At 62.9% G+C, this 20,834-nt stretch carries 23 protein-coding genes; 11 read left to right on the top strand and 12 right to left on the bottom strand.

Going from position 1 to position 20,834, the window contains the following annotated elements; all coding sequences use genetic code 11:
- Positions 1–4: 4 nt before the first annotated feature.
- The 3 genes from EXV95_RS18515 to EXV95_RS18505 all read left to right on the top strand — a co-directional run bounded on the left by EXV95_RS18515 (position 5) and on the right by EXV95_RS18505 (position 5,612).
- Positions 5–3,160 (top strand): efflux RND transporter permease subunit, encoded by a 3,156-nt coding sequence (locus EXV95_RS18515; RefSeq protein ID WP_176887972.1) that lies wholly within the window; start codon positions 5–7, stop codon positions 3,158–3,160.
- Positions 3,153–4,568: an efflux transporter outer membrane subunit gene (locus EXV95_RS18510; RefSeq protein WP_176887971.1), complete on the top strand. Its 1,416-nt coding sequence runs from the start codon at positions 3,153–3,155 to the stop codon at positions 4,566–4,568. Before EXV95_RS18515 ends, EXV95_RS18510 begins: the two co-directional genes overlap by 8 nt.
- A gap of 171 nt (positions 4,569–4,739) precedes the next feature.
- Positions 4,740–5,612: a cytochrome c5 family protein gene (locus tag EXV95_RS18505; protein WP_176887970.1), complete on the top strand. Its 873-nt coding sequence runs from the start codon at positions 4,740–4,742 to the stop codon at positions 5,610–5,612.
- A gap of 88 nt (positions 5,613–5,700) precedes the next feature.
- Here the strand turns inward: EXV95_RS18505 and EXV95_RS18500 are convergent, their stop codons facing one another.
- The 3 genes from EXV95_RS18500 to EXV95_RS18490 all read right to left on the bottom strand — a co-directional run bounded on the left by EXV95_RS18500 (position 5,701) and on the right by EXV95_RS18490 (position 7,805).
- Positions 5,701–6,273 (bottom strand): DUF2946 family protein, encoded by a 573-nt coding sequence (locus EXV95_RS18500; RefSeq protein ID WP_176887969.1) that lies wholly within the window; start codon positions 6,271–6,273, stop codon positions 5,701–5,703.
- Positions 6,266–7,288, bottom strand: a complete 1,023-nt coding sequence (locus tag EXV95_RS18495) for a YheT family hydrolase (protein ID WP_176887968.1) — start codon at positions 7,286–7,288, stop codon at positions 6,266–6,268. The genes EXV95_RS18500 and EXV95_RS18495 overlap by 8 nt, the downstream gene beginning before the upstream one ends.
- A gap of 64 nt (positions 7,289–7,352) precedes the next feature.
- Positions 7,353–7,805, bottom strand: a complete 453-nt coding sequence (locus EXV95_RS18490; RefSeq protein WP_176887967.1) for a nuclear transport factor 2 family protein — start codon at positions 7,803–7,805, stop codon at positions 7,353–7,355.
- A gap of 225 nt (positions 7,806–8,030) precedes the next feature.
- On the opposite strand from EXV95_RS18490, the gene EXV95_RS18485 reads away from it, so the two are divergent.
- The 6 genes from EXV95_RS18485 (at position 8,031) to EXV95_RS18460 (ending at position 12,246) form a co-directional block, all read left to right on the top strand.
- On the top strand, positions 8,031–8,642 hold the full coding sequence (locus EXV95_RS18485) for a LemA family protein (protein WP_370460100.1): 612 nt from the start codon (positions 8,031–8,033) through the stop codon (positions 8,640–8,642).
- A 37-nt stretch (positions 8,643–8,679) separates the two neighbouring features.
- Positions 8,680–9,606, top strand: a complete 927-nt coding sequence (locus EXV95_RS18480; protein ID WP_176887966.1) for a YgcG family protein — start codon at positions 8,680–8,682, stop codon at positions 9,604–9,606.
- Between the two features lie 2 nt (positions 9,607–9,608).
- Complete coding sequence (locus EXV95_RS18475; RefSeq protein WP_176887965.1) at positions 9,609–10,154, top strand: TPM domain-containing protein; 546 nt, start codon at positions 9,609–9,611, stop codon at positions 10,152–10,154.
- Positions 10,155–10,611: 457 nt separating this feature from the next.
- Positions 10,612–10,899: a DUF4148 domain-containing protein gene (locus EXV95_RS18470; protein ID WP_121419970.1), complete on the top strand. Its 288-nt coding sequence runs from the start codon at positions 10,612–10,614 to the stop codon at positions 10,897–10,899.
- Between the two features lie 82 nt (positions 10,900–10,981).
- The gene (locus EXV95_RS18465) at positions 10,982–11,275 is read left to right on the top strand and encodes a DUF4148 domain-containing protein (RefSeq protein WP_121419969.1); all 294 of its coding nucleotides are present in this window, start codon (positions 10,982–10,984) and stop codon (positions 11,273–11,275) included.
- 143 nt (positions 11,276–11,418) lie between these two features.
- The gene (locus tag EXV95_RS18460) at positions 11,419–12,246 is read left to right on the top strand and encodes a hypothetical protein (RefSeq protein WP_176887964.1); all 828 of its coding nucleotides are present in this window, start codon (positions 11,419–11,421) and stop codon (positions 12,244–12,246) included.
- Positions 12,247–12,340: 94 nt separating this feature from the next.
- On the opposite strand, the gene EXV95_RS18455 is transcribed toward EXV95_RS18460, so the two are convergent.
- From EXV95_RS18455 to EXV95_RS18415, 9 genes are all read right to left on the bottom strand, one after another.
- Positions 12,341–12,757: a F0F1 ATP synthase subunit epsilon gene (locus tag EXV95_RS18455; RefSeq protein ID WP_010467232.1), complete on the bottom strand. Its 417-nt coding sequence runs from the start codon at positions 12,755–12,757 to the stop codon at positions 12,341–12,343.
- 75 nt (positions 12,758–12,832) lie between these two features.
- Positions 12,833–14,239 carry a F0F1 ATP synthase subunit beta gene (gene atpD, locus EXV95_RS18450; protein ID WP_055396243.1) on the bottom strand — a complete coding sequence of 469 codons (1,407 nt, stop codon included), beginning with the start codon at positions 14,237–14,239 and terminating at the stop codon, positions 12,833–12,835.
- A gap of 33 nt (positions 14,240–14,272) precedes the next feature.
- Positions 14,273–15,139 carry a F0F1 ATP synthase subunit gamma gene (gene atpG / locus EXV95_RS18445; protein WP_055396242.1) on the bottom strand — a complete coding sequence of 289 codons (867 nt, stop codon included), beginning with the start codon at positions 15,137–15,139 and terminating at the stop codon, positions 14,273–14,275.
- 18 nt (positions 15,140–15,157) lie between these two features.
- Positions 15,158–16,711 (bottom strand): F0F1 ATP synthase subunit alpha, encoded by a 1,554-nt coding sequence (gene atpA / locus EXV95_RS18440; RefSeq protein ID WP_176887963.1) that lies wholly within the window; start codon positions 16,709–16,711, stop codon positions 15,158–15,160.
- Positions 16,712–16,753: 42 nt separating this feature from the next.
- A complete protein-coding gene (locus EXV95_RS18435) occupies positions 16,754–17,296 on the bottom strand; it encodes a F0F1 ATP synthase subunit delta (protein WP_176887962.1) in 543 nt (180 codons plus the stop codon).
- Between the two features lie 10 nt (positions 17,297–17,306).
- Entirely contained in the window at positions 17,307–17,777 is a 471-nt protein-coding gene (locus EXV95_RS18430; RefSeq protein ID WP_007847746.1) for a F0F1 ATP synthase subunit B, read from the bottom strand.
- Between the two features lie 34 nt (positions 17,778–17,811).
- Positions 17,812–18,081, bottom strand: a complete 270-nt coding sequence (gene atpE, locus EXV95_RS18425) for a F0F1 ATP synthase subunit C (protein WP_007847749.1) — start codon at positions 18,079–18,081, stop codon at positions 17,812–17,814.
- A gap of 60 nt (positions 18,082–18,141) precedes the next feature.
- Entirely contained in the window at positions 18,142–19,020 is an 879-nt protein-coding gene (gene atpB, locus EXV95_RS18420; protein ID WP_121422014.1) for a F0F1 ATP synthase subunit A, read from the bottom strand.
- Positions 19,021–19,039: 19 nt separating this feature from the next.
- A complete protein-coding gene (locus EXV95_RS18415; RefSeq protein ID WP_055396234.1) occupies positions 19,040–19,513 on the bottom strand; it encodes an ATP synthase subunit I in 474 nt (157 codons plus the stop codon).
- 276 nt (positions 19,514–19,789) lie between these two features.
- Between EXV95_RS18415 and EXV95_RS18410 the strand changes: the two genes are divergently transcribed.
- Both EXV95_RS18410 and lipB read left to right on the top strand, forming a co-directional pair.
- Positions 19,790–20,107 carry a YbeD family protein gene (locus EXV95_RS18410; RefSeq protein ID WP_176887961.1) on the top strand — a complete coding sequence of 106 codons (318 nt, stop codon included), beginning with the start codon at positions 19,790–19,792 and terminating at the stop codon, positions 20,105–20,107.
- Positions 20,108–20,133: 26 nt separating this feature from the next.
- Positions 20,134–20,829: a lipoyl(octanoyl) transferase LipB gene (gene lipB, locus EXV95_RS18405; RefSeq protein WP_176887960.1), complete on the top strand. Its 696-nt coding sequence runs from the start codon at positions 20,134–20,136 to the stop codon at positions 20,827–20,829.
- Positions 20,830–20,834 lie beyond the last annotated feature (5 nt).

The following is a 20,834-nucleotide window of genomic DNA, read 5'->3' as shown; positions in this document are numbered from 1 at the left end:
CAGCATGGCCAAGTTCTTTATCGACCGCCCCATCTTTGCATGGGTGATTGCCTTGTTCATCATGGTGATGGGCGGGGTGGCGATCACACAGTTGCCGATCGCCCAGTATCCCCCTGTCGCGCCGCCGTCCATCGTCATCAACGCGGCCTACCCTGGCGCCTCTGCGCAAACCCTCGAAGACAGCGTGCTGTCGGTGATTGAACGCGAGATGAACGGCTCACCCGGGCTGATCTACATGGAGTCCGTCGCGCAGGCCGATGGCTCCGGCAGCATCACCCTGAGCTTCCAGCCCGGCACCAACGCCGACCTGGCGCAGGTCGATGTGCAGAACCGGCTCTCGCGAGCCACGCCACGCCTGCCCTCGGCCGTGACCCAGCAAGGCGTGCGCGTGGACAAGTCGCGCTCCAACTTCCTGCTGTTCACCATGCTCTCGTCCACCAATCCGGCCACGGACACGGTGGCGCTGGGCGACTACGCATCGCGCAACGTGGTGCCCGAACTGCAGCGCCTGAAAGGCATTGGCCAAGCCCAGCTGTTCGGTACCGAGCGTGCCATGCGCATCTGGATCGACCCGGCCAAGATGGTGAGCTTCAACCTCTCGGCGGCCGAGATCACAGCCGCCATCCGTGCGCAGAACGCGCAGGTAGCCAGCGGCACCATCGGCGACCTGCCCAATGTGGCGGGCCAGGGCATCGCGGCCACCGTGGTGGTCAACGGACAGCTCTCCAGCGTGGAGCAGTTCGGCAACATCGTGCTGCGCGCCAATACCGATGGCTCCACGGTCCGCATCAAGGACGTGGCGCGTGTCGAGCTGGGCGGACAGGCCTATGCCACGGCTGCACGCCTGAACGGCAAGCCCGCCGTAGGCATCGGCGTCCAACTGTCTCCCAGCGGCAATGCCCTCGAAGCCGCCAAGGCCGTGCGCACCAAGATGGATGAACTCTCGCGCTACTTCCCCGAAGGCATGAGCTGGAGCATCCCCTACGACAGCTCGCGCTTCGTGGACATCTCCATCACCCAGGTGGCCAAGACACTGCTGGAAGCCGTGGCGCTGGTGTTCCTTGTGATGTTCCTGTTCTTGCAGAACTGGCGCTACACCATCATCCCGACCATCGTGGTGCCCATCGCACTGCTGGGTACGTTCGCCACACTGCTGGCGCTGGGTTTCTCGATCAATGTGCTGACCATGTTCGGCATGGTGCTGGTCATCGGCATCGTGGTGGACGATGCCATCGTGGTGGTGGAGAACGTCGAGCGCATCATGAGCGAGGAGGGTCTTTCGCCACTGGAGGCCACCCGCAAGGCCATGCGCCAGATCTCGGGCGCCATCATCGGCGTGACCGTGGTGCTGATCTCGGTGTTCGTACCTTTGGCCTTCTTTGCCGGGTCCACCGGCAACATCTACCGCCAGTTCTCGGCGGTGATGGTGGCATCCATCGCTTTCTCGGCCTTCATGGCGCTGTCGCTCACACCGGCACTGTGCGCGACGCTGCTCAAGCCCGTAGAAGCCGGCCACCACCATGAAAAACGCGGCTTTTTCGGCTGGTTCAACCGCAGCTTCTCACGCACGGCCAAGGGGTACGAAGGCTTTGTTGCGCGCATGCTCAAGCGGGCCGCGCGCTACCTCGTCATTTACGCCGCCATCATCGGCGCCGTGACCGTGGTGTACATGCGCTTGCCCACCTCGTTCCTGCCCAGCGAAGACCAGGGCAACATCATCGTCAATGTGCAACTGCCCCCCGGTGCGACACAGGAACGCACGCTGGCCGTGATGCAACAGGTTGAGGAATTCATCCTCAAGCAGCCCGAAGTTCAAAGCATGGTGGGTGTGCTGGGTTTCAGCTTTTCCGGCCAGGGCCAGAATGCGGCCCTCGCCTTTGTGACCCTGAAGGACTGGAGCGAGCGCCACGGCCCGGGTCAGTCTGCGCAAGACGTGGCCAACCGCGCTTTTGGCGGGCTGATGGGCATCCGCGACGCGTTCATCTTCCCGCTGAGCCCTCCCCCCATTCCTGAACTGGGCAACGCCAGCGGCTTCACATTCCGCCTGCAGGACCGAGGAGGCGCCGGGCACGAGGCATTGGTGAAGGCACGCAATCAGCTGCTGGGCATGGCCTCGCAAAGCAAGGTGCTGACCCAGGTGCGCCCGGATGGACTGGAAGACGCACCCCAGCTGCAGATCGATATCGACCGCGACAAGGCCAGTGCGCTGGGTGTGCCGTTTGATGCGATCAACTCGGCACTGTCCACGGCACTGGGTTCGAGCTATGTGAACGACTTCCCGAACCAGGGCCGCCTGCAGCGTGTGGTGGTGCAAGCCGACGCACCTGCACGCATGCAGCCGGACGATCTGCTGAAGATCAACGCCGCCAACAGCCAGGGCAAACCTGTGCCACTTTCCGCATTTGCCACAACGCGCTGGGTCAACGGCGCACAGCAGACGGTGCGCTACAACGGTTATCCCGCCATGCGCATCTCGGGCGCACCGGCCCCTGGTTTCAGCACGGGCGCAGCGATGGCAGAGATGGAAAAACTCGCCGGCCAGTTGCCTGCAGGCTTCGGCTTCGAATGGACCGGCCAGTCGCGCGAGGAAAAGCTGGCGGGCTCCCAGTCGCTGATCCTCTACAGCTTTGCCATCCTGGCCGTGTTCTTGTGCCTGGCCGCGTTGTATGAGAGCTGGTCGATTCCGCTGGCCGTGATTCTCGTGGTGCCGCTCGGGGTGCTGGGTGTGCTGCTGGCCACCCTGCTGCGCGGCTATGCCAATGACGTGTACTTCCAGGTGGGGCTGATCACCATCATCGGGCTGTCAGCCAAGAACGCGATTTTGATCATCGAATTTGCGAAGGACCTGCAAGCCCAGGGCAAGAGCGTGATCGAGTCGGCACTGGCGGCGGCCCACCTGCGGTTCCGCCCCATCGTTATGACGTCGATGGCCTTTGGCCTCGGGGTGTTGCCACTGGCCATTGCGTCGGGGGCCGGCTCGGCCAGCCAGCGCGCCATCGGCACCGGCGTGCTGGGCGGGATGATCACCGGCACGGTGCTGGCCGTGTTCTTCGTGCCCGTGTTCTTCGTAGTGGTGCGCAGTCTGTTCAAGGGCAGCGCGCGCCAGCAGGAGATGAACCGCCGCCACGCAGAAGAAGCAGGAGTTGGAACCCATGACTAATCACCCACACGCTACCGCCATCGCCCTTGCAACGGCCCTGCTTCTGGCCGGCTGTTCGTTCATACCCACGTACGAGCGCCCTGCAGCGCCAGTGCCGGCCACCTATACCACCACGGACGCGGCAGCCCCAGGCACAGCAACTGCCGCGCCCTGGCAAGATTATTTTGCCGAGCCCCGGCTGCGCCAGCTCATCGAGGTGGCCCTGGCCAACAACCGCGACCTGCGCGTGGCCGTGCTCAACATCGAGCAGGCCCGCGCCACATTCCAGGTGCGCAGGGCCGACCTGTACCCCGGCGTGGGCCTGGCCGCCAACGCGAGCCGCGCGCCCGCCGCAGGGTCCGGCGATCTGACCAACTCGTTCAGCGTGGGCCTGGCCGTTTCGGCCTGGGAGATCGACTTTTTTGGCCGCATTGCAAGCCTCCAGGAACAGGCCCTTGCCCAATACCTCGCCACCGAAGAAGGCCGCAACGCCGCACAGGTCAGCCTGGTGGCCGCCGTAGCCAACGGCTGGTTGAACCTGCTGGCCGATGAAGAACTGCTGGACCTGTCGCGCCAGACCCTCGCCTCGCGCGAGGAGTCCATCCGATTGACCAAGATGCGCCTCGATGCAGGCGTGGCCTCGGAGCTGGACTTTCGCCAGGCCGAGTCACTGACCCAGGCGGCGCGGGCCACGCTGGCCCAGCAGCAGCGCCAGCGCGCGCTCGACGAAAACGCCCTGGCATTGCTGTTGGGACAAGCCCTACCCGATGACATTCGCGCCAGCCTTACAGGCAGCAGACTGGCAGCCGCCCCCGCCATGGCACAGCTGCCGGCGGGGCTCCCATCCGAACTACTAACCCGCCGCCCCGACATCCGCCAGGCGGAGCAGCTGCTGATTGCTGCCAATGCCAACATTGGCGCCGCCAGGGCCGCGTTCTTCCCGCGCATCTCCCTCACGGCGCAGGCAGGCACCGCCAGCGGCGAGCTGTCGGGCCTGTTCAAGAGCGGCTCGTGGGGGTTCACGATTGCGCCCTCCCTGCTGCTGCCCATCTTTGATGCAGGGCGCAACCAGGCCAACCTGGAAAGCGCCCAAGCGGGCCGCAACATCGCCGTCGCGCAATACGAAAAAGCCATCCAGACGGCCTTCCGCGAAGTGTCTGACGCGCTGGCCGGCCAGGCCACGCTGGGCGAGCAGGCACAGGCGCAACAGCTGCAGGCGCAGGCCGAGGCCGCCCGGCTGCAACTGTCTGATCTGCGCTACCGCAATGGCGTGTCGAGCTACCTAGACCTGCTGGATGCCCAGCGCTCGCTGTTCACGGCGCAACAGGCTGTGGTGCAGGTGAAACTTGCACAATTGCAAAACCAGGTGGCGCTGTACAAGGCCCTGGGCGGCGGTGCACCCGAAGCGGCAGCAGGCAACCCCTCCTGACGCAGGCGGCGGCAAGCTTGGCGCCGCCCCCATGGTTTGCGGGCGCGTGCCAGGCCCAGGCTGTGTGGCGGTGAGATTCAGGGCGCGCGCGGGCCTGACCCGAAGGCAACAGCCCCGCAGATATAATTTAAGGTTGATTTCATCAAAGCCCCCGATACACCAGAGGACGTCATGAGCGACAACCACCACGAAGAAGCCCATACCGGCCCGATCAAGAACCCCAAGCAGTTGCTGGTCGCGGTACTTTTCTCGTTTGTGATTCCGATCTTTGCCATCATTGGCTTGGTCCTGTACGTCACGTCGGCAGACAAGCCTGCCGCTGGTGCCGTCAATCCGGAGAAAGCCATTGCCGAGCGCATCCAGAAGGTGGGCATGGTCGAGATCCGTGACGCCAACCGCCCTCTCCGGGGTGGCGAAGAGGTGTACAAGGGCCAGTGCGCCGCCTGCCATGCAACCGGCGCCGCTGGTGCTCCCAAATTTGCCGACTCTGGCGCCTGGACGGCCCGCATCGCCACCGGCTTTGAAACGCTGGTGCAATCCGCCTTGAAGGGCAAGGGTGCGATGGCCCCACAAGGTGGCGGCGACTTCAACGACACCGAAATCGCACGGGCCGTGGCCTACATGGCCAATGCTGCCGGTGCCAAATTTGCCGAGCCTGCAGCACCCGTTGCGGCTGGTGCTGCTCCGGCAGCCGCAGAAGCCGCTCCCGCCGTCCCCGCCACGCCGGTGGCAGCAGCAGCCCCCGCCGCAGAAGCCGCGCCAGCCGCTGCCGCGCCGGTGGCAGCGGCCGCCGCCGCGGGCGCAGGCGCAGGCGAAGCCCTGTACAAGCAGGCCTGCCAGGTGTGCCATGCTGCAGGCGTAGCCGGTGCTCCCAAGTTTGGTGACAAGGCCGCCTGGTCGGCCCGCCTGCCTGCCGGCATCGATGCGCTGTACAACAGCGTGGCCAAGGGCAAGGGCGCAATGCCTCCCCGTGGCGGTGCAGCCCAGGCGTCCGACGCCGACCTGCGCGCAGCGGTCGAGTTCATGGCTGCCGCCGCCAAGTAAGCCTTCCGTTGCGCATGTGCGGTGCACCCTTTGGGGCATTGCATGCAGGCATAAAAAAGCCGGTTCAGTGGACCGGCTTTTTTGCTTTTCAGGATTGCTTTGCATCCACCATGCGCGGTGACCCAGGGGTTTCGCGGGCACCCCACTGGCCCTGCGGGCTCATGACAAAGCCGTAGCGATCAGGCAACTCTTCCGCCAGCACTTCCTGCGGCAGCCAGCGCCCTGCTTCCACGGCTTCGGCCACCAGAGGCACGTCCAGCGTATGCACCAGGCCCACGCCCAGCGCCGACGTCAGGTAGACGTAGCCCTGCGCGTCCACCAGGCAGTCCTGCACCGCCGCGCCACGGCCCGTGTGGGACACCACCGAAAAATCGGACTGTATGCGCCAGATCCAGGGCGTAGCCTCCAGCTCCACATACACCCGCTGGGGCCCGTTCTGAAAGAACCATTGCCCCTGCGCATCGGATTCGTAATTGCGCGCGATGAATTCGATGAGCTTTTCATGCTGCAGCAAAGACCCCTTGCTCTGCGGAAACGGCCCTGCTGCCTGGGCCTGGTCATCGCGCAGGTACCAGTGGCCACGCGCGTCCAGGCCCAGCCAGCCATAGCAGTCGGGCACGTTGGGCCACTTGGCCAGCGCCTGTTTGACGATGTCATCCATGCGGCGATTGTGCGCCCGCCCGCGTCCCAGCCCCTGCGTGTTCCGCCAACCACCCGCCCACCGCGTCGGGCATGGCACGCACGTGCCCCGGCAGGCGGCCATGGACAAACCCGACGTGGCCGCCGTGTGGCGGCTGCCAGAGCGTGACGAACCCATTGCGCACCTCGTGCGGCAGCGGAAGGCTGGCGGCCGGGACAAACGGATCGTTGCGTGCATTCACCACCAGGGCCGGAATTCGGATGTGGTGCAGCAGCGGCTTGGCCGACGCCCGCTGCCAGTAGTCCTCGGTGTTGCGAAAGCCATGCAGTGGCGCGGTGAACACGTTGTCAAATGCATACAGGTCGCGCGCCGCCATCAGCGCTTGGCGGTCAAACAACCCGGGGTGCTGCGCGAGTTTGCGCAGCGCCTTGGGCACCAGGGTGCGCATGAACATGCGTGTGTAGACCTGTCGGTTGAAGCCACGCCCGATGGCGTGCCCCCCTGCGGCCAGATCGATGGGCGAGCACACGGCCGCCACCGCATCGGCGCTGCGCGCAGCGTCTTGGCCCACCTCGGCCGCCCAGCGCAAGAGCGCATTGCCACCCAACGAGACCCCCACGGCCACCAAGGGGCCTGGGTGCGACGCACGCAGGCGCTGCAGCATCCAGCCGATCTCTGCGTGGTCGCCGGAGTGGTAGGCGCGGGGCGCCCGGTTGATCTCGCCACTGCAACCCCGGAAATGGGGCAAGGCGCAGGCCCAACCGCGCTCGCGCGCCCAGTCGGCAAAGGCCTCACAGTAATGGCTGCGCGACGAGCCTTCCAGGCCATGGAAGACCACCAACAGCGGCCGGAGTGCCGCAGGCGCCGTGGCACCCTCCTCCAGCAGAAAATCCACGTCTACAAAGTCACCGTCCGGCGTGTCCCAGCGCTCTCGGCGGTACACGGGGCGGGGGCCGAACACGCGGCGCGAATACAGGGCTGGCCAGATGGTCTGGAGCTGTCCACCGGGCAACCATCGAGGTGCTACATATTTCATAGCTATTTGCGCTTTCCCATCAAGCGCCAGACCCTAAAAAAGCTTGAATTCAAGGCCCCACCACTCAGTGCAGCACGGGCCGCTGGGCGTCCACCACCTGCTGCGCATCGGGCGCGACGCCGGGGCTCGCATGGTGGGCCACCAGGCGCCAGCCTTCCGGGGTCTTGTGATAGACATTGGTGGCCAGCACCACGGCCTGGTGCAGGCCGTCGGGCAGCATCACCTCGACCTGCTCGACCACGCTGTGCACAGCGCTTGTCAACGCCACCACACGGTGCACCTGCAACGGCCGCGCCCGCACCGTGCCATGCGAAAACATCGCCTCGAACGCTGTGCGAATCGCCCCCGCACCGAGCAGCCGGGGCCCGCCGGGATGCACACAGATGATGTCGTCGTCTTCTGCCCAGCAGGACATCAAAAGCTCGATATCGCCCCGCTGCAAAGCCTCATAGAACGCGGCTTCGGTGTCGTCCGAGGAACCTCCGAGGGTGGCGGCGCTGGCGCGAGAACGGGGCATGGTGGTTGGTGAGGCGTCTGGGATGGAAGGTGGCGCGGCGGCCATGCGGCCCGCCATGTGCGGGTTGCTATTGTGCGGCCATCTCCCAAAGCCTTGTGGCCCGCCCGGAAAGTGGCACCAGGGAAGGCACTTGTTGCAGAATCAGCCAAGCTGCCGGTTGATGGCACCTTGGCATCTTGTCTCTGTGCCCCAAACTGTCCCTGAACTCCACCTGGCGAAGCCACCATGATCCAACGCATTTTTGCCCTGCTGACCGCCCTGCTGGCGCTCAGCGCATTGACCGGCTGCGGCTACAACGACTTCCAGCGGCTGGACGAGCAGTCCAAGGCCGCGTGGAGCGAGGTCCTCAACCAGTACCAGCGCCGCGCAGACCTTGTGCCCAACATCGTCGCCACCGTCAAGGGCGAGGCCAACTTCGAGCAGGAAACCCTGACGCGCGTGGTCGAGGCGCGCGCCAAGGCCACCTCGATCCAGGTCACGCCCGAAACCCTGAACAATCCCGAGGCGTTCAACAAGTTCCAGCAGGCGCAGGGCGAGTTGTCGGGCGCGCTGTCGCGGCTGATGGTGGTGTCCGAGCGCTATCCCACGCTGCAGGCCAACCAGGGCTTTCGCGACCTGCGCGTGACGCTGGAAGGCACCGAGAACCGCATCACCGTGGCGCGCAACCGCTACATCCAGACGGTGCAGGAATACAACGTGCTCGCGCGCAGCTTTCCCACCAACCTGACGGCCATGGCGTTCAGCTATGCGCCCAAGCCCAGCTTCACCGTGGCCAACGAAGCCCAGATCTCCGCGCCGCCCACCGTGGATTTCTCCGCGTCCAAGCCCAAGCCTTGAACGCGGCCCTCTCCACCGCTGAAAATTTGAGGAAAATATGCCCCTAGCGCTTATCTATAAAGCGCTGATAGCTATATTATTGATAGCATTTGCAGTCCCATGGGCGCATGCTGACGGTGGCCTGTTGCCCGTGCCCGCGCTCACCGGCCCCGTCATCGACCAGACCGGCACCCTGAGCGCCTCCGACAAGGCCGCGTTGGAGACGCAGCTGCAAACGCTGGAGCAGACCCGGGGCGCGCAGGTGGTGGTGCTGATGGTGCCCACCACCGCTCCCGAAGACATTGCATCGTTCGCCAACCGCGTGGGCAACACCTGGAAGATCGGGCGCCGCGACGTGGGTGACGGCGTGCTCGTGATCGTGGCCAAGAACGACCGCAAGATGCGCATCGAGGTCGCCAAGGCCCTGGAAGGCGCCGTCCCCGACATTGCAGCGGCGCGCATCATCGACGGCGCCATGAAGCCCCGGTTCCAGCAAAGCGACTATGCAGGCGGCCTGCGTGACGCCGTCACTCAGATCTCCGCACGCATAGCCGGTGAGGCGTTGCCTGCACCCGCGAGCAACAGCCCCGACACCAGCCGCGACGGATTCGACTGGACGGACCTCGCCATCTTTTTGTTTTTCGGCGTGATGGTGGCGGGACCGGTGATGCGCAGCATTTTTGGCAGCCGCCTCGGGGGCTTGCTCATGGGCGGCGGTGTGGGCTTGCTGGCCTTTGTGGTCACCTCCAGCCTGATTGTGGCGGGCGGCGCGGGCCTTCTCGCACTGCTTTACACCTGGATCTTCGGCGGCACTGGCGGTGGCAGCAGCCGACGGCGTGGTCGAGGCGGTGCGGCGGTCGGCGGCTGGGGCGCGGGTGTCGGCGGCGGAGGCTGGAGCGGCGGTGGCAGCAGCAGCGACAGTGGCGGGTTCAGCTCGGGTGGCGGTGGCGATTTTGGAGGCGGCGGCGCCTCGGGGGACTGGTGAACATGGGTCCAGGATCAACAACCACCACCTCCATAGCGACCTTACCGGCCGCCCTCTGGCGCCTGGCCCGCCATCGCTGGGGCGAGCCCCAGGCACGCCGCGCGCTGCCCGGCGACACCCTAGAGCGCCTAGCCGCGCGGGTGGCTGCCAGCGAGCAGCAGCACACGGGCCAGATCCGCATCGTCGCAGAAGCCAGCCTGCCCTGGAGCTACCTGCGCCGCAACGCCAGCGCGCGCGAACGCGCCCTCATGCTGTTCAGCAAATACCGCGTGTGGGACACCGAGCACAACAACGGCGTCTTGATCTACCTGCTGCTGCCCGAACACGCGATAGAGATCGTGGCCGACCGGGGCCTTGCCCGGCATGTGGCAGCGGATGAATGGCGCGATGTGATTGCGCTGATGGCTCCCCGCTTTCGCCAGTTGCAGTACGAAGAGGGTCTCGCACAAGCCGTCGACGCCGTGTCCTTGCGCCTTGCCCGGCACTTTCCACGCCTGCCCGATACGCCCGGGCACAACGAATTGCCGGACGCACCGGTGCTGCGCTAGACATCGCGCGCGCAGCCTCCACGGCGGGAGGCTGATCGCACGGAGTTGCCTCCAGAAAGTGGGTTGACGCTGCGGGCTTTTGACGGCCCGCCCAAGCGATTTGCGGGCCCAGCAGAAGCGCGGTTTGTTGGGGGAGTGGCTGGCGCTTCCTGCACCGTGCATGTCTTTCGGGGCATTCTCACTGTTCCAAATGAGCCGCAGGGTTTTCCTCTAGATCATCTTGTTTTAAGGCGATCTTCTCGCTCATTACGAAATCCGCGACCGAAGTTCCCAGCCCATTGTTTCCAATACTGGAACAGTTAGTTTGCGACTCGGTGGTTTTTCTTTGGACTTCACCCGCGTACAGTTCAACCCATCGATGAGCCGAACCCGCAAGGCGACTCACCGAACCCGGTTCAGGAATGGTTTTTTGACCCGGCTTTTTTGAGACGCTTTTTAACTTCCAAGGATTTTCATCATGAACAACACCGCCCGCTTCCTCTCCATCGCTGCCGTTGCCGCTTTCGCCTCTTTTGGCGCACAGGCTGACGAAGCCGATGCTTCGCAATTCGCGACCAAATTTGAAACCAACCGCACCCGCGCTGAAGTGCAGGCAGAAGCCGCCAGCGTTGCCCAGACCCGCTCCATCGAGCCAGCAGGCTCGCGTGTGTTGACCTACACGTCCACGGCTGACCGCGCTGCTGTGCGTGCCCAGGCTGCTGAAGCCCTGCGCGCTGGCCAGATCCCTTCGGGTGAGCGTGGTTGATTCTTGTTGAATCCACGGTTCACACGTTTTCGTATTGCCAAGTACCTCGTCCCTATTTTTTGAATTTCACTGGAGTTTCACCATGAACAAGTCTGTCCGTTTCCTCTCTATCGCCGCTGTTGCCGCTTTCACTGCTTTCGGCGCCCACGCTGACGAAGCCGATGGTTCGCAATTTGCCCTGAAGTTCGACACGAACCGCACCCGTGCCGAAGTGGCCGCTGAAGCCGCTACCGTGGCCCAGACCCGCAGCATCGAGCCCGCTGGTTCGCGTGTGGTGACCTACACGTCCACGGCTGACCGCGCTGCCGTGCGCGCCCAGGCTGCTGAAGCCCTGCGCACTGGCAAGATCCCTTCGGGCGAATTCAGCGCCATGTAATTCGCACGGCAGGTGCTGCGGTCGGCACGCCGACGCAGTCTCACGCTCAAAAGCCGAGGCCCCTCACGGGGCCTCGGCTTTTTTCTGCCCTGCCAATCGTGAAGAGATTGACAATGGCGCGGTCACCGGCCCAGAACACCTCAATGGCTTCCAGCTACCGCTCCATCGACCATGTCATGCTGCGCCTTCACGCAGCCGAGCCTTTGTTTCAGCTCTTCAGCGAGACCTTCGGGTTGCCCGTGGCCTGGCCCTTGCAACGCACTGATTTCGCCACGTACGGCTGGGTCCATCTGGGCAACACAGACCTCGAATTGTGGGCGGCGACCACCAACGGCGATCTTCCCGACCATGCGCAACCTCCCTTGATCCACGGTTTTGCTCTGGAGCCTGCTTCGCCCCTGGCCGAAAGTCTGGAGCACGCTATGGAGGCAGGCATCACTTACAAGCCTCCCCGCGCCTTCCAGTCTGAGAACAGTCGGGGCGAAAGGGTCACCAATTTCACCAATTCCGTGCTGCTTGAGCTTTCCGCTCCAAGCTGCTGTGTGTTCTTTTGCGAGTGGGATCGGCGTGCGGCCCTCTACCCCTGGCCCGAAACCGCAACGCCGGTAGAACGCCGCGCGCAGCATCGGCAGGCCCTGCAGGACAGCGGGGGCGGCCCCCTGGGAATCACCGGACTGCATGCCCTGCGCATGGGCACCCCGGATGTGCAAACACACCAGCACCGTTGGCGGGCACTCACAGGCTCGCAGCCTGGCCATCCCATTGCAGTCACGCCGGATGTCTGTCTGGAGCTGGTTCCGGGAGAACACTTGTTGATTGAATCGCTGTCGCTGAGCGTGCGCTCACTATCCATAGCGCGTGCCTTTCTGAGCAGCCGGCATTTGCTCCAGGCGGACAGCGGCGATATGCTTTCCGTGGCGTGTGAAGGGCTGCAACTTCACCTGCTGGAAACGTCCCCCGCCTTGCCTTAGTGCGGACTTCCATGACCGCTTGCTGTTTTGCAGCAGGCGGGCATAAAAAAACCCGGCCAAGCCGGGTTTTGGGGCAGATCCACAAAGATCTGAATCACTTCTTCTGGCGGAACTTGCGAAGCGCAGCAATCTGCGCCGCCATCACGGCCAGTTCGGACTGGGCCTTGGCCAGGTCGATTTCGCTCTTGGCATTCTTGAGCGCTTCCTCGGCGGAGGCCTTGGCGGCGTTGGCCTTCTCGTCGTCCAGATCCTTGCCACGGATGGCGGTATCGGACAACACAGTCACGCAGTTGGGCTGCACTTCCAGAATGCCACCGGCCACGAAGACAAACTCTTCGGAACCGTCAGCCATTTCGATGCGCACCGAGCCCGGCTTGATACGGGTGATCAGCGGGGTGTGGCGGGGATAGATGCCCAACTCGCCAGCTTCGCCAGGCAGCGCCACGAAACGCGCTTCACCGGAGAAGATGGACTCTTCGGCACTGACCACATCAACGTGGATGGTGTTCATCATTGCTCCTAGGAAAAGGTGGGTTGCTTGATTGCTGAAGGCCGAGCGGCGGTAGGCTGCTCAGCCGCCGGGCAATCAGGCCACCTTCTTGGCCTTTTCGAAGGCTTCGTCAATGGTGCCCACCATGTAGAACGCCTGTTCTGGCAGGTGATCGCATTCGCCGTTCACGATCATCTTGAAACCACGGATGGTTTCCGACAGCGGAACGTACTTGCCTGGGGAGCCCGTGAACACTTCGGCCACGTGGAAAGGCTGCGACAGGAAACGCTGGATCTTGCGCGCGCGGGCCACGGCCAGCTTGTCTTCAGGTGCCAGTTCGTCCATGCCCAGAATGGCGATGATGTCGCGCAGTTCCTTGTAGCGCTGCAGCGTGCCTTGCACCGCACGGGCCGTAGCGTAGTGGTCTTCGCCCACGACGTTCGGGTCCAGCTGGCGGCTGGTGGAGTCCAGAGGGTCCACGGCAGGGTAGATACCCAGCGAGGCGATGTCACGCGAAAGCACCACGGTGGAGTCCAAGTGGGCGAACGTGGTGGCAGGCGACGGGTCGGTCAAGTCATCGGCAGGCACGTACACGGCCTGGATGGAAGTGATCGAGCCGACCTTGGTCGACGTAATACGCTCTTGCAGGCGGCCCATTTCTTCGGCAAGCGTAGGCTGGTAGCCCACGGCGGAAGGCATGCGGCCCAGCAGAGCGGACACTTCGGTACCGGCCAGCGTGTAGCGGTAGATGTTGTCCACGAAGAACAGCACGTCACGGCCTTCGTCGCGGAACGACTCGGCGATGGTCAGGCCGGTCAGAGCAACGCGCAGACGGTTGCCTGGGGGCTCGTTCATCTGGCCGTACACCATGGCAACCTTGGACTCTTCGAGCTTCTCCAGGTTCACCACGCCGGAATCGGCCATTTCATGGTAGAAGTCGTTCCCTTCGCGGGTACGCTCGCCCACACCAGCGAACACCGACAGACCGCTGTGGGCCTTGGCGATGTTGTTGATGAGTTCCATCATGTTCACGGTCTTGCCCACACCGGCGCCACCGAACAGACCCACCTTGCCGCCCTTGGCGAACGGGCACACCAGGTCGATCACCTTGATGCCGGTTTCCAGCAGCTCTTGCGAAGGCGACAGTTCGTCGTACGCAGGGGCCTTGCGGTGGATGGAGGCCGTCAGTTCCTGGCTCACGGGACCACGTTCGTCGATGGGAGCACCCAACACGTCCATGATGCGGCCCAGCGTCGCCTTGCCCACGGGCACGGTGATGGAGTTGCCGGTGTTGGTCACCATGATGCCGCGGCGCAGGCCGTCGGACGAACCCAGCGCAATGGTACGCACCACGCCGTCGCCCAGCTGCTGCTGCACTTCCAGCGTCAGGGTCGAACCGTCGAGCTTCAGAGCGTCGTAAATCTTGGGCATCTGGTCGCGCGGGAACTCAACGTCCACCACAGCGCCGATACATTGAACAATCTTGCCTTGCACTTGAGCCATTTTTCGCTCCAATAAAGATGTTGGTTGAGCTGCTTACACAGCAGCGGCGCCAGCCACGATTTCCGAAAGTTCTTTCGTGATCGCTGCCTGGCGCGTCTTGTTGTAGACCAGCTTCAACTCGCCAATGACGCTGCCGGCGTTGTCGGTGGCGGCCTTCATGGCCACCATGCGTGCCGACTGCTCGGACGCCATGTTTTCCGCAACGGCCTGGTAGATCAGGGACTCGACATAGCGGACCAGCAGATCGTCGATCACGGTCTGTGCATCGGGCTCGTAGATGTAGTCCCAGCCATGTTCGGTCTTGTCGGCCTGCATCTGCGCGGACGACAGAGGGAGCAACTGCTCCACCACCGATTCCTGCTTCATGGTGTTGATGAACTTGGTGTACGAGAGGTACACCGCGTTGATCTTGCCTTCTGCATACGCATCGAGCAGCACCTTGACCGGTCCGATCAGCTTGTCCAGATGGGGCGTGTCGCCCAGGCCCGTCACGTGCGAAACCACCTTGGCACCGACACGGTTCAGGAAACCCAGGCCCTTGTTGCCAATGGCAACCGCCTCGGTGGACACGCCAGCGCCCTGCAGCTCACGCAGCTTGGACGTCACGACGCGCAGCACGTTGGTGTTCATGCCACCGCACAGGCCCTTGTCGGTCGTCACCACGATCACGCCAGCCGTCTTGGCATCGTTCACTTTCATGAACGGATGCACGTATTCAGGGTTGGCCTGGCCGAGATTGGCTGCAATGTTGCGGATCTTCTCGCTGTAAGGGCGGGCAGCCCGCATCCGCTCTTGCGCCTTGCGCATTTTGGATGCAGCCACCATTTCCATGGCTTTGGTGATCTTTTTGGTGTTCTCCACCGATTTGATCTTGCCGCGTATTTCCTTGCCTGCTGCCATGATGGCTCCTCGTCCGGTTTAAGCGAACGACTTCTTGAACGCGGCGATGGCTGCGGTCAATTCGGCTTCTGCGTCCTTGTCCATGGCCTTGGCCTGTTCCAGCTTGGCCAGCAGAGCGGCGTGGCTGGTCTTCAGGAACTGGTGCAGGCCGTGTTCGAAGTCGAGAACCTTCTTGACGTCGATGTCGTCCATGAAGCCCTTGTTCACAGCAAACAGCGTGGAAGCCATCAGCGAGATGGACAGCGGGCTGTACTGCGCCTGCTTGAGCAGTTCAGTCACGCGGGCACCGCGGTCGAGCTGCTTGCGGGTGGCTTCATCGAGGTCGGAAGCGAACTGCGCGAACGCAGCCAGTTCACGGTACTGGGCCAGGTCGGTACGGATACCACCGGACAGGTTCTTCACCAGCTTCGTCTGGGCAGCACCACCGACGCGCGACACCGAGATACCGGCGTTGATGGCGGGGCGGATACCGGCGTTGAACAGCGAGGTTTCCAGGAAGATCTGGCCGTCAGTGATCGAGATCACGTTGGTAGGCACGAAAGCGGACACGTCGCCAGCTTGCGTTTCGATGATCGGCAGTGCGGTCAGCGAACCGGTCTTGCCCTTGACTTCGCCCTTGGTGAACGCTTCGACGTAGTCGGCATTCACGCGGGCTGCACGTTCGAGCAGACGGCTGTGGAGATAGAACACGTCGCCAGGGTAGGCTTCGCGGCCTGGTGGGCGACGCAGCAGCAGCGACACTTGACGGTAAGCCACAGCTTGCTTGGACAGGTCGTCATACACGATCAGGGCGTCTTCGCCACGGTCGCGGAAGTATTCGCCCATCGTGCAGCCGGAGTAGGCCGACACGTACTGCATGGCGGCCGATTCGGAAGCCGATGCGGCCACCACGATCGTGTAGTCCATAGCACCGGCTTGTTCCAGTGCGCGCACCACGTTCTTGATCGACGAAGCCTTTTGACCGATGGCAACGTAGATACAGGTCACGCCCTGGCCCTTCTGGGCAATGATGGCGTCGATGGCCACTGCCGTCTTGCCGGTCTGGCGGTCACCAATGATCAGCTCGCGCTGGCCACGGCCCACAGGCACCATGGAGTCGATGGACTTCAGGCCGGTTTGCAGAGGCTGGTCCACCGATTTACGGGCGATCACGCCCGGTGCGACCTTTTCGATCACGTCGGTGAGCTTGGCATTGATAGGACCCTTGCCGTCAATAGGCTGGCCCAGGGCGTTCACCACGCGGCCAATCAGCTCGGGGCCGACAGGCACTTCCAGAATACGGCCCGTGCACTTGACGGTGTCGCCTTCGGAGATGTGCTCGTACTCACCCAGAATCACGGCGCCGACGGAGTCGCGCTCAAGGTTCAACGCCAGGCCGTAGGAAGGCTGGCCGTCCTTGGTGGCGGGGAACTCCAGCATTTCACCTTGCATCACGTCCGACAGGCCGTGAACGCGAACGATACCGTCCGACACAGACACCACGGTACCCTGATTGCGGATATCGCTGCTGGCAGCCAGACCTTCGATGCGGCTCTTGATGAGTTCAGAAATTTCTGCGGGATTGAGTTGCATGACTCTTTCCTTCTTTCTTTGGTTCGCTGTCCTCGCCGCGCGTTACGCAGTGAGGGCCGCTTTCATTTGTTCAAGACGGGCCTTGACCGAAGTGTCCAGCACCTCGTCACCCACCACTACGCGAATGCCGCCGATCAGGGACTCGTCCTGCTGAACAGCGAGATTGAGCTTGCGGCCGAAGCGCTTTTCCAGCGCTGCGCTGACCTCGGACAGTGCGGCACTGTCCATCGGAAAAGCGCTGTACACCACGGCATCCGAAGAGCCGTTGCGGCGATTCACGAGGGTACGAAACTGCGAAGCCACTTCCGGGAGCGCGTTGATGCGTCCGTTGTCGATGACTGTGCGCAGGAAATTCTTGGCCGTATCGGACAGCGCCGAACGCGCAACACCCGTGAAGACGGCAAACACCTGGTCTGCCGTCACCTTGGGGTTGTCCGCCAGCTGACGCAACTGGGGGTTGGCGGCAATGGCCGCCAGTTCATCGACCCAGTCAGCGGTGCTGACCAGGTCCATGCCCGCACCCGCAGTAGCGGCCTTGAACAGGGCATCGGCGTAAGGGCGGGCAATGGTGGCGAGTTCAGCCATGTGTGTCCCCTTACAGCTCGGTCTTCAGGCGGTTGAGCAGGTCGGCGTGAACGCCGGCATTGACTTCCTTGCGGAGAATCTGCTCAGCACCCTTGACGGCCAGCGCTGCCACCTGCTCACGCAGGGCTTCGCGGGCTTGCACCGTTTGCTGCTCGGCTTCGGCACGGGCGGAGGCAACGATCTTGTTGCCTTCTTCCGTGGCGCGTGCCTTGGCTTCTTCGATGATGGCCTGGGCACGTCGGTCGGCGTCCGCAAGACGCGAGGCCGTTTCGTTGCGCGCCTGTGACAGTTCCTTTTCGACGCGCTGGTTGGCAGCGGTCAGTTCGGACTTGGCACGGTCGGCAGCAGCGAGGCCTTCGGCGATTTTCTGGGCTCGTTCATCCAACGCCTTCGCGATCGGGGGCCACACGAATTTCATCGTGAACCACACCAGGATCAAGAAGACGATGGCCTGAATGAACAGGGTCGCATTGATACTCACGGCAACACCTTTCTAGAGTGGCGTTGAACGGGACTTACTTGGGCAGGTTGGCCAAGAACGTCGAAGCGAAGGGGTTGGCGAAAGCGAACAGCAGAGCGATAGCCACGCCGATCAGGAAGGCGGCGTCGATCAGACCAGCCAAGATGAACATCTTGGTTTGCAGTTCGTTGATCAGTTCAGGCTGACGTGCCGACGATTCGAGGAACTTGCCGCCCATCAGTGCGATACCGATGGAAGCGCCGATAGCGCCCAGACCAACGATCAGACCACAAGCCAGAGCGACGAGACCGAGAATGTTTTCCATGATGACTCCTGAGTTAAAAAAAGAAAGGTTGAAAAAGAAAAGGGAAACGAAAGGGAACCGTTAGTGCGCGTTGTGCGCCTGACCGAGGTAGATCAGTGCAAGCATCATGAAGATGAAGGCTTGCAGAGAGATCACCAGAATGTGGAACAGCGTCCAGATGGTGCCAGCGATGACGTGGCCCACAGGCAGCAGCACACCCGACAGCGACAGTGCAGCCGCACCACCCATCAGGGCGATCAGCATGAACACCAGTTCACCGGCGTACATGTTGCCGAACAACCGCATGCCATGCGATACGGTGTTGGCCACATATTCAATGATCTGCATCAGCAGATTCACGACGCCCAGAATCAGGGCGAAGATGGGGTTCTTGCTGGTGCCGAACGGAGCCGACACGAGTTCATGCGCCCAGCCGCCAGCGCCCTTGATCTTGACGCTGTACCAGAAGCGCAGGATCAGAATGGCAAATGCCAGCCCCAGGGTGGTGGACAGGTCGGCCGTAGGCACGACACGCAGATAGGCGTGGTGGGGATCATGACCAGCAGCGCCATAGATCTTGGCCCAGATGGCGGGCAGCAGATCCACCGGCAACATGTCCATGAAGTTCATCAAGAAGATCCAGACAAACACCGTGAGACCCAGAGGAGCAATGAACTTGCGGCTCTCGGCATTGTGGATATTGGCCTTGGCCTGGTTGTCCACCATCTCGACCAGCATTTCCACCGCCGCCTGGAAGCGACCGGGCACACCGGAGGTTGCCTTACGGGCAGCTGACCACAGAATCAAAAGGGTGAGCACACCCAGAACCAGACCGACGATGATCGAGTCATAGTTGATGACGGTGAAATCAACAATCTTGGTCTGGTTGACGTTTTGAAGATGCTGCAGGTGGTGAACGATGTATTCACTTGCAGTCGGAGCGTGCGCTTCTGCGGCCATCGGACAACTCTTCTCTATATCAATCGGTTTTTCGGACACCGGGTCGCACCAAAAGCGCCACCCAGTACGTTTTCATTGCGACCACCATGCCAACCAGCAAGGCAATCCAGCTCAAGCCCGACACCAGCCGAGGTGCCGCAGCAAGCAGCGCCACCGTCAGCACGATCTTGGCAATCTCCCAACCAAAGAATCCCACCATGGCGGCACGCGGCTTGGAAGACGCCGAATGGCGCAACACACCGCGTGCAAACAACGCTGCCGGAGCCACCACAGCCAGCGCACCATAAGCCGCAGACCAGCCCACCGATGCCCTGCCCGTCAGAGCCCAGGCCACCAGGGCCACCAGCATCCCGACCAGTGCCTGACCCGCCACCACCTTCCACACAGAGATGGAAGGATTGCGACTGCGCCACACCTCGGCCTCCTCGGCCGTCAGGGGCTTGAAGTCAGATTCTTCAGCCTCAATTTCAGTCTCAGGCGGGATTGTTTTCATTGTTGAATGACGCCCGCGTTACAGACTGCAACTTTCACAAAGCCTCTAATTATAAGTAAAAACCCGTGACGCACGACAAAGACCTGCAAGCCCGGCCCAAAACCGGTGCGCGTGCATGCGCTGTTGTGGTGACAGGCCAACGGCTTTTCCCATCCTTTCCGCACTGCCGTGCACTGGCCTGGGGCAGGCTGCCTGCAACCAAGTGGCAGCACAACAACCCCGCTGGCGCACAATGGTAAAGCCCCGCCAGCTATTGAAACCGAAGCAGTACGCACCATGACAACCTCCAGCCCACCACCTGCCAATGGCCTCGACACACAGGCTAACGATCCACGCAAAGACTCGTTGATCGAATACCCCTCCAGGTTCCCCATCAAGGTCATGGGCGCCAAGGTGGACGGCTTTGTGCATGCTGTCACTGAACTGGCCCGCCAGTTCGACCCCACTTTTGACGCCAGAACCATTGAACTGCGAGACAGCCGCGCCGGCAATTACCTCGGAGTAACCATCACCATCACCGCGACCAGCCGGGAGCAGCTCGACGACCTGTACCGCGCACTGTCGTCACACCCCCTGGTGAAAGTGGTGCTGTAGCCCCGGGGCTGCAGCAGATTAGCCGCATGACCATCGACATTCGCATGCTGGGCCAGGTGGACTACGCCACCACCGTGCAGGCCATGCAGGACTACACGGCCCAACGCGCGGCCGATACACCCGATGTGCTTTGGGTGTGCGAGCACACACCGCTGTACACGCAAGGGCTCGCAGGCAAGAGCGACCATGTGCTGAACCCAGGCAACATTCCCGTTGTAGCCACCAACCGTGGCGGCCAGGTCACGTTCCACGGCCCCGGCCAAGTGGTGGCCTACCCGCTGATCGACCTGCAGCGCGCCGGTTACTTCGTCAAGGAGTACGTCTACCGCGTGGAAGAAGCCGTGCTCCGCACGCTGTCCCACTTTGGCGTGACTGGTCACCGCGTGGCCGGCGCCCCCGGCATCTATGTGCGGCTGAACGACCCGCACAGCCACGCAATGCTGCCGCAGCGCCCGCAAAAGCGCATCGGCACGGCAGCCCCGATTCCCGACTTTGAAGGCCTGGGCAAGATCGCCGCCCTGGGCATCAAGGTCAGTCGGCACAGCACTTACCACGGCGTGGCGCTCAATGTGGCGATGGACCTGGAGCCCTTTGCGCGCATCAACCCTTGCGGTTACGCAGGTTTGCAAACGGTGGACCTTTCTACAATCGGGGTCCACACCACCTGGGAAGAAGCCGCGCAGGTGCTGGGCCAGCAGCTCAGCATCCGGTTGGCGCCCTGAACCTG

The organism is Acidovorax sp. JMULE5, from assembly GCF_013376875.1.
GTDB classification, from domain to species: Bacteria; Pseudomonadota; Gammaproteobacteria; order Burkholderiales; family Burkholderiaceae_C; genus Acidovorax; species Acidovorax facilis.
Note: the sequence above shows the minus strand (reverse complement) of the source record. Positions and strands in the feature narration are given on the sequence as shown.

What these genes read in the sequence shown, in the direction of transcription:
- EXV95_RS18475 (WP_176887965.1), top strand. Translation starts at nt 9,609, where the DNA reads ATGGGTCCAGGATCAACAACCACCACCTCCATAGCGACCTTACCGGCC.
- EXV95_RS18435 (WP_176887962.1), bottom strand. Translation starts at nt 17,296, where the DNA reads ATGGCTGAACTCGCCACCATTGCCCGCCCTTACGCCGATGCCCTGTTC.
- EXV95_RS18455 (WP_010467232.1), bottom strand. Translation starts at nt 12,757, where the DNA reads ATGAACACCATCCACGTTGATGTGGTCAGTGCCGAAGAGTCCATCTTC.
- EXV95_RS18485 (WP_370460100.1), top strand. Translation starts at nt 8,031, where the DNA reads ATGATCCAACGCATTTTTGCCCTGCTGACCGCCCTGCTGGCGCTCAGC.
- lipB (WP_176887960.1), top strand. Translation starts at nt 20,134, where the DNA reads ATGACCATCGACATTCGCATGCTGGGCCAGGTGGACTACGCCACCACC.
- EXV95_RS18495 (WP_176887968.1), bottom strand. Translation starts at nt 7,288, where the DNA reads ATGAAATATGTAGCACCTCGATGGTTGCCCGGTGGACAGCTCCAGACC.
- EXV95_RS18415 (WP_055396234.1), bottom strand. Translation starts at nt 19,513, where the DNA reads ATGAAAACAATCCCGCCTGAGACTGAAATTGAGGCTGAAGAATCTGAC.
- EXV95_RS18410 (WP_176887961.1), top strand. Translation starts at nt 19,790, where the DNA reads ATGACAACCTCCAGCCCACCACCTGCCAATGGCCTCGACACACAGGCT.
- EXV95_RS18460 (WP_176887964.1), top strand. Translation starts at nt 11,419, where the DNA reads ATGGCTTCCAGCTACCGCTCCATCGACCATGTCATGCTGCGCCTTCAC.
- atpE (WP_007847749.1), bottom strand. Translation starts at nt 18,081, where the DNA reads ATGGAAAACATTCTCGGTCTCGTCGCTCTGGCTTGTGGTCTGATCGTT.
- EXV95_RS18465 (WP_121419969.1), top strand. Translation starts at nt 10,982, where the DNA reads ATGAACAAGTCTGTCCGTTTCCTCTCTATCGCCGCTGTTGCCGCTTTC.
- EXV95_RS18505 (WP_176887970.1), top strand. Translation starts at nt 4,740, where the DNA reads ATGAGCGACAACCACCACGAAGAAGCCCATACCGGCCCGATCAAGAAC.
- EXV95_RS18470 (WP_121419970.1), top strand. Translation starts at nt 10,612, where the DNA reads ATGAACAACACCGCCCGCTTCCTCTCCATCGCTGCCGTTGCCGCTTTC.
- atpB (WP_121422014.1), bottom strand. Translation starts at nt 19,020, where the DNA reads ATGGCCGCAGAAGCGCACGCTCCGACTGCAAGTGAATACATCGTTCAC.
- atpG (WP_055396242.1), bottom strand. Translation starts at nt 15,139, where the DNA reads ATGGCAGCAGGCAAGGAAATACGCGGCAAGATCAAATCGGTGGAGAAC.
- atpA (WP_176887963.1), bottom strand. Translation starts at nt 16,711, where the DNA reads ATGCAACTCAATCCCGCAGAAATTTCTGAACTCATCAAGAGCCGCATC.
- atpD (WP_055396243.1), bottom strand. Translation starts at nt 14,239, where the DNA reads ATGGCTCAAGTGCAAGGCAAGATTGTTCAATGTATCGGCGCTGTGGTG.
- EXV95_RS18515 (WP_176887972.1), top strand. Translation starts at nt 5, where the DNA reads ATGGCCAAGTTCTTTATCGACCGCCCCATCTTTGCATGGGTGATTGCC.
- EXV95_RS18490 (WP_176887967.1), bottom strand. Translation starts at nt 7,805, where the DNA reads ATGCCCCGTTCTCGCGCCAGCGCCGCCACCCTCGGAGGTTCCTCGGAC.
- EXV95_RS18510 (WP_176887971.1), top strand. Translation starts at nt 3,153, where the DNA reads ATGACTAATCACCCACACGCTACCGCCATCGCCCTTGCAACGGCCCTG.
- EXV95_RS18480 (WP_176887966.1), top strand. Translation starts at nt 8,680, where the DNA reads ATGCCCCTAGCGCTTATCTATAAAGCGCTGATAGCTATATTATTGATA.
- EXV95_RS18500 (WP_176887969.1), bottom strand. Translation starts at nt 6,273, where the DNA reads ATGGATGACATCGTCAAACAGGCGCTGGCCAAGTGGCCCAACGTGCCC.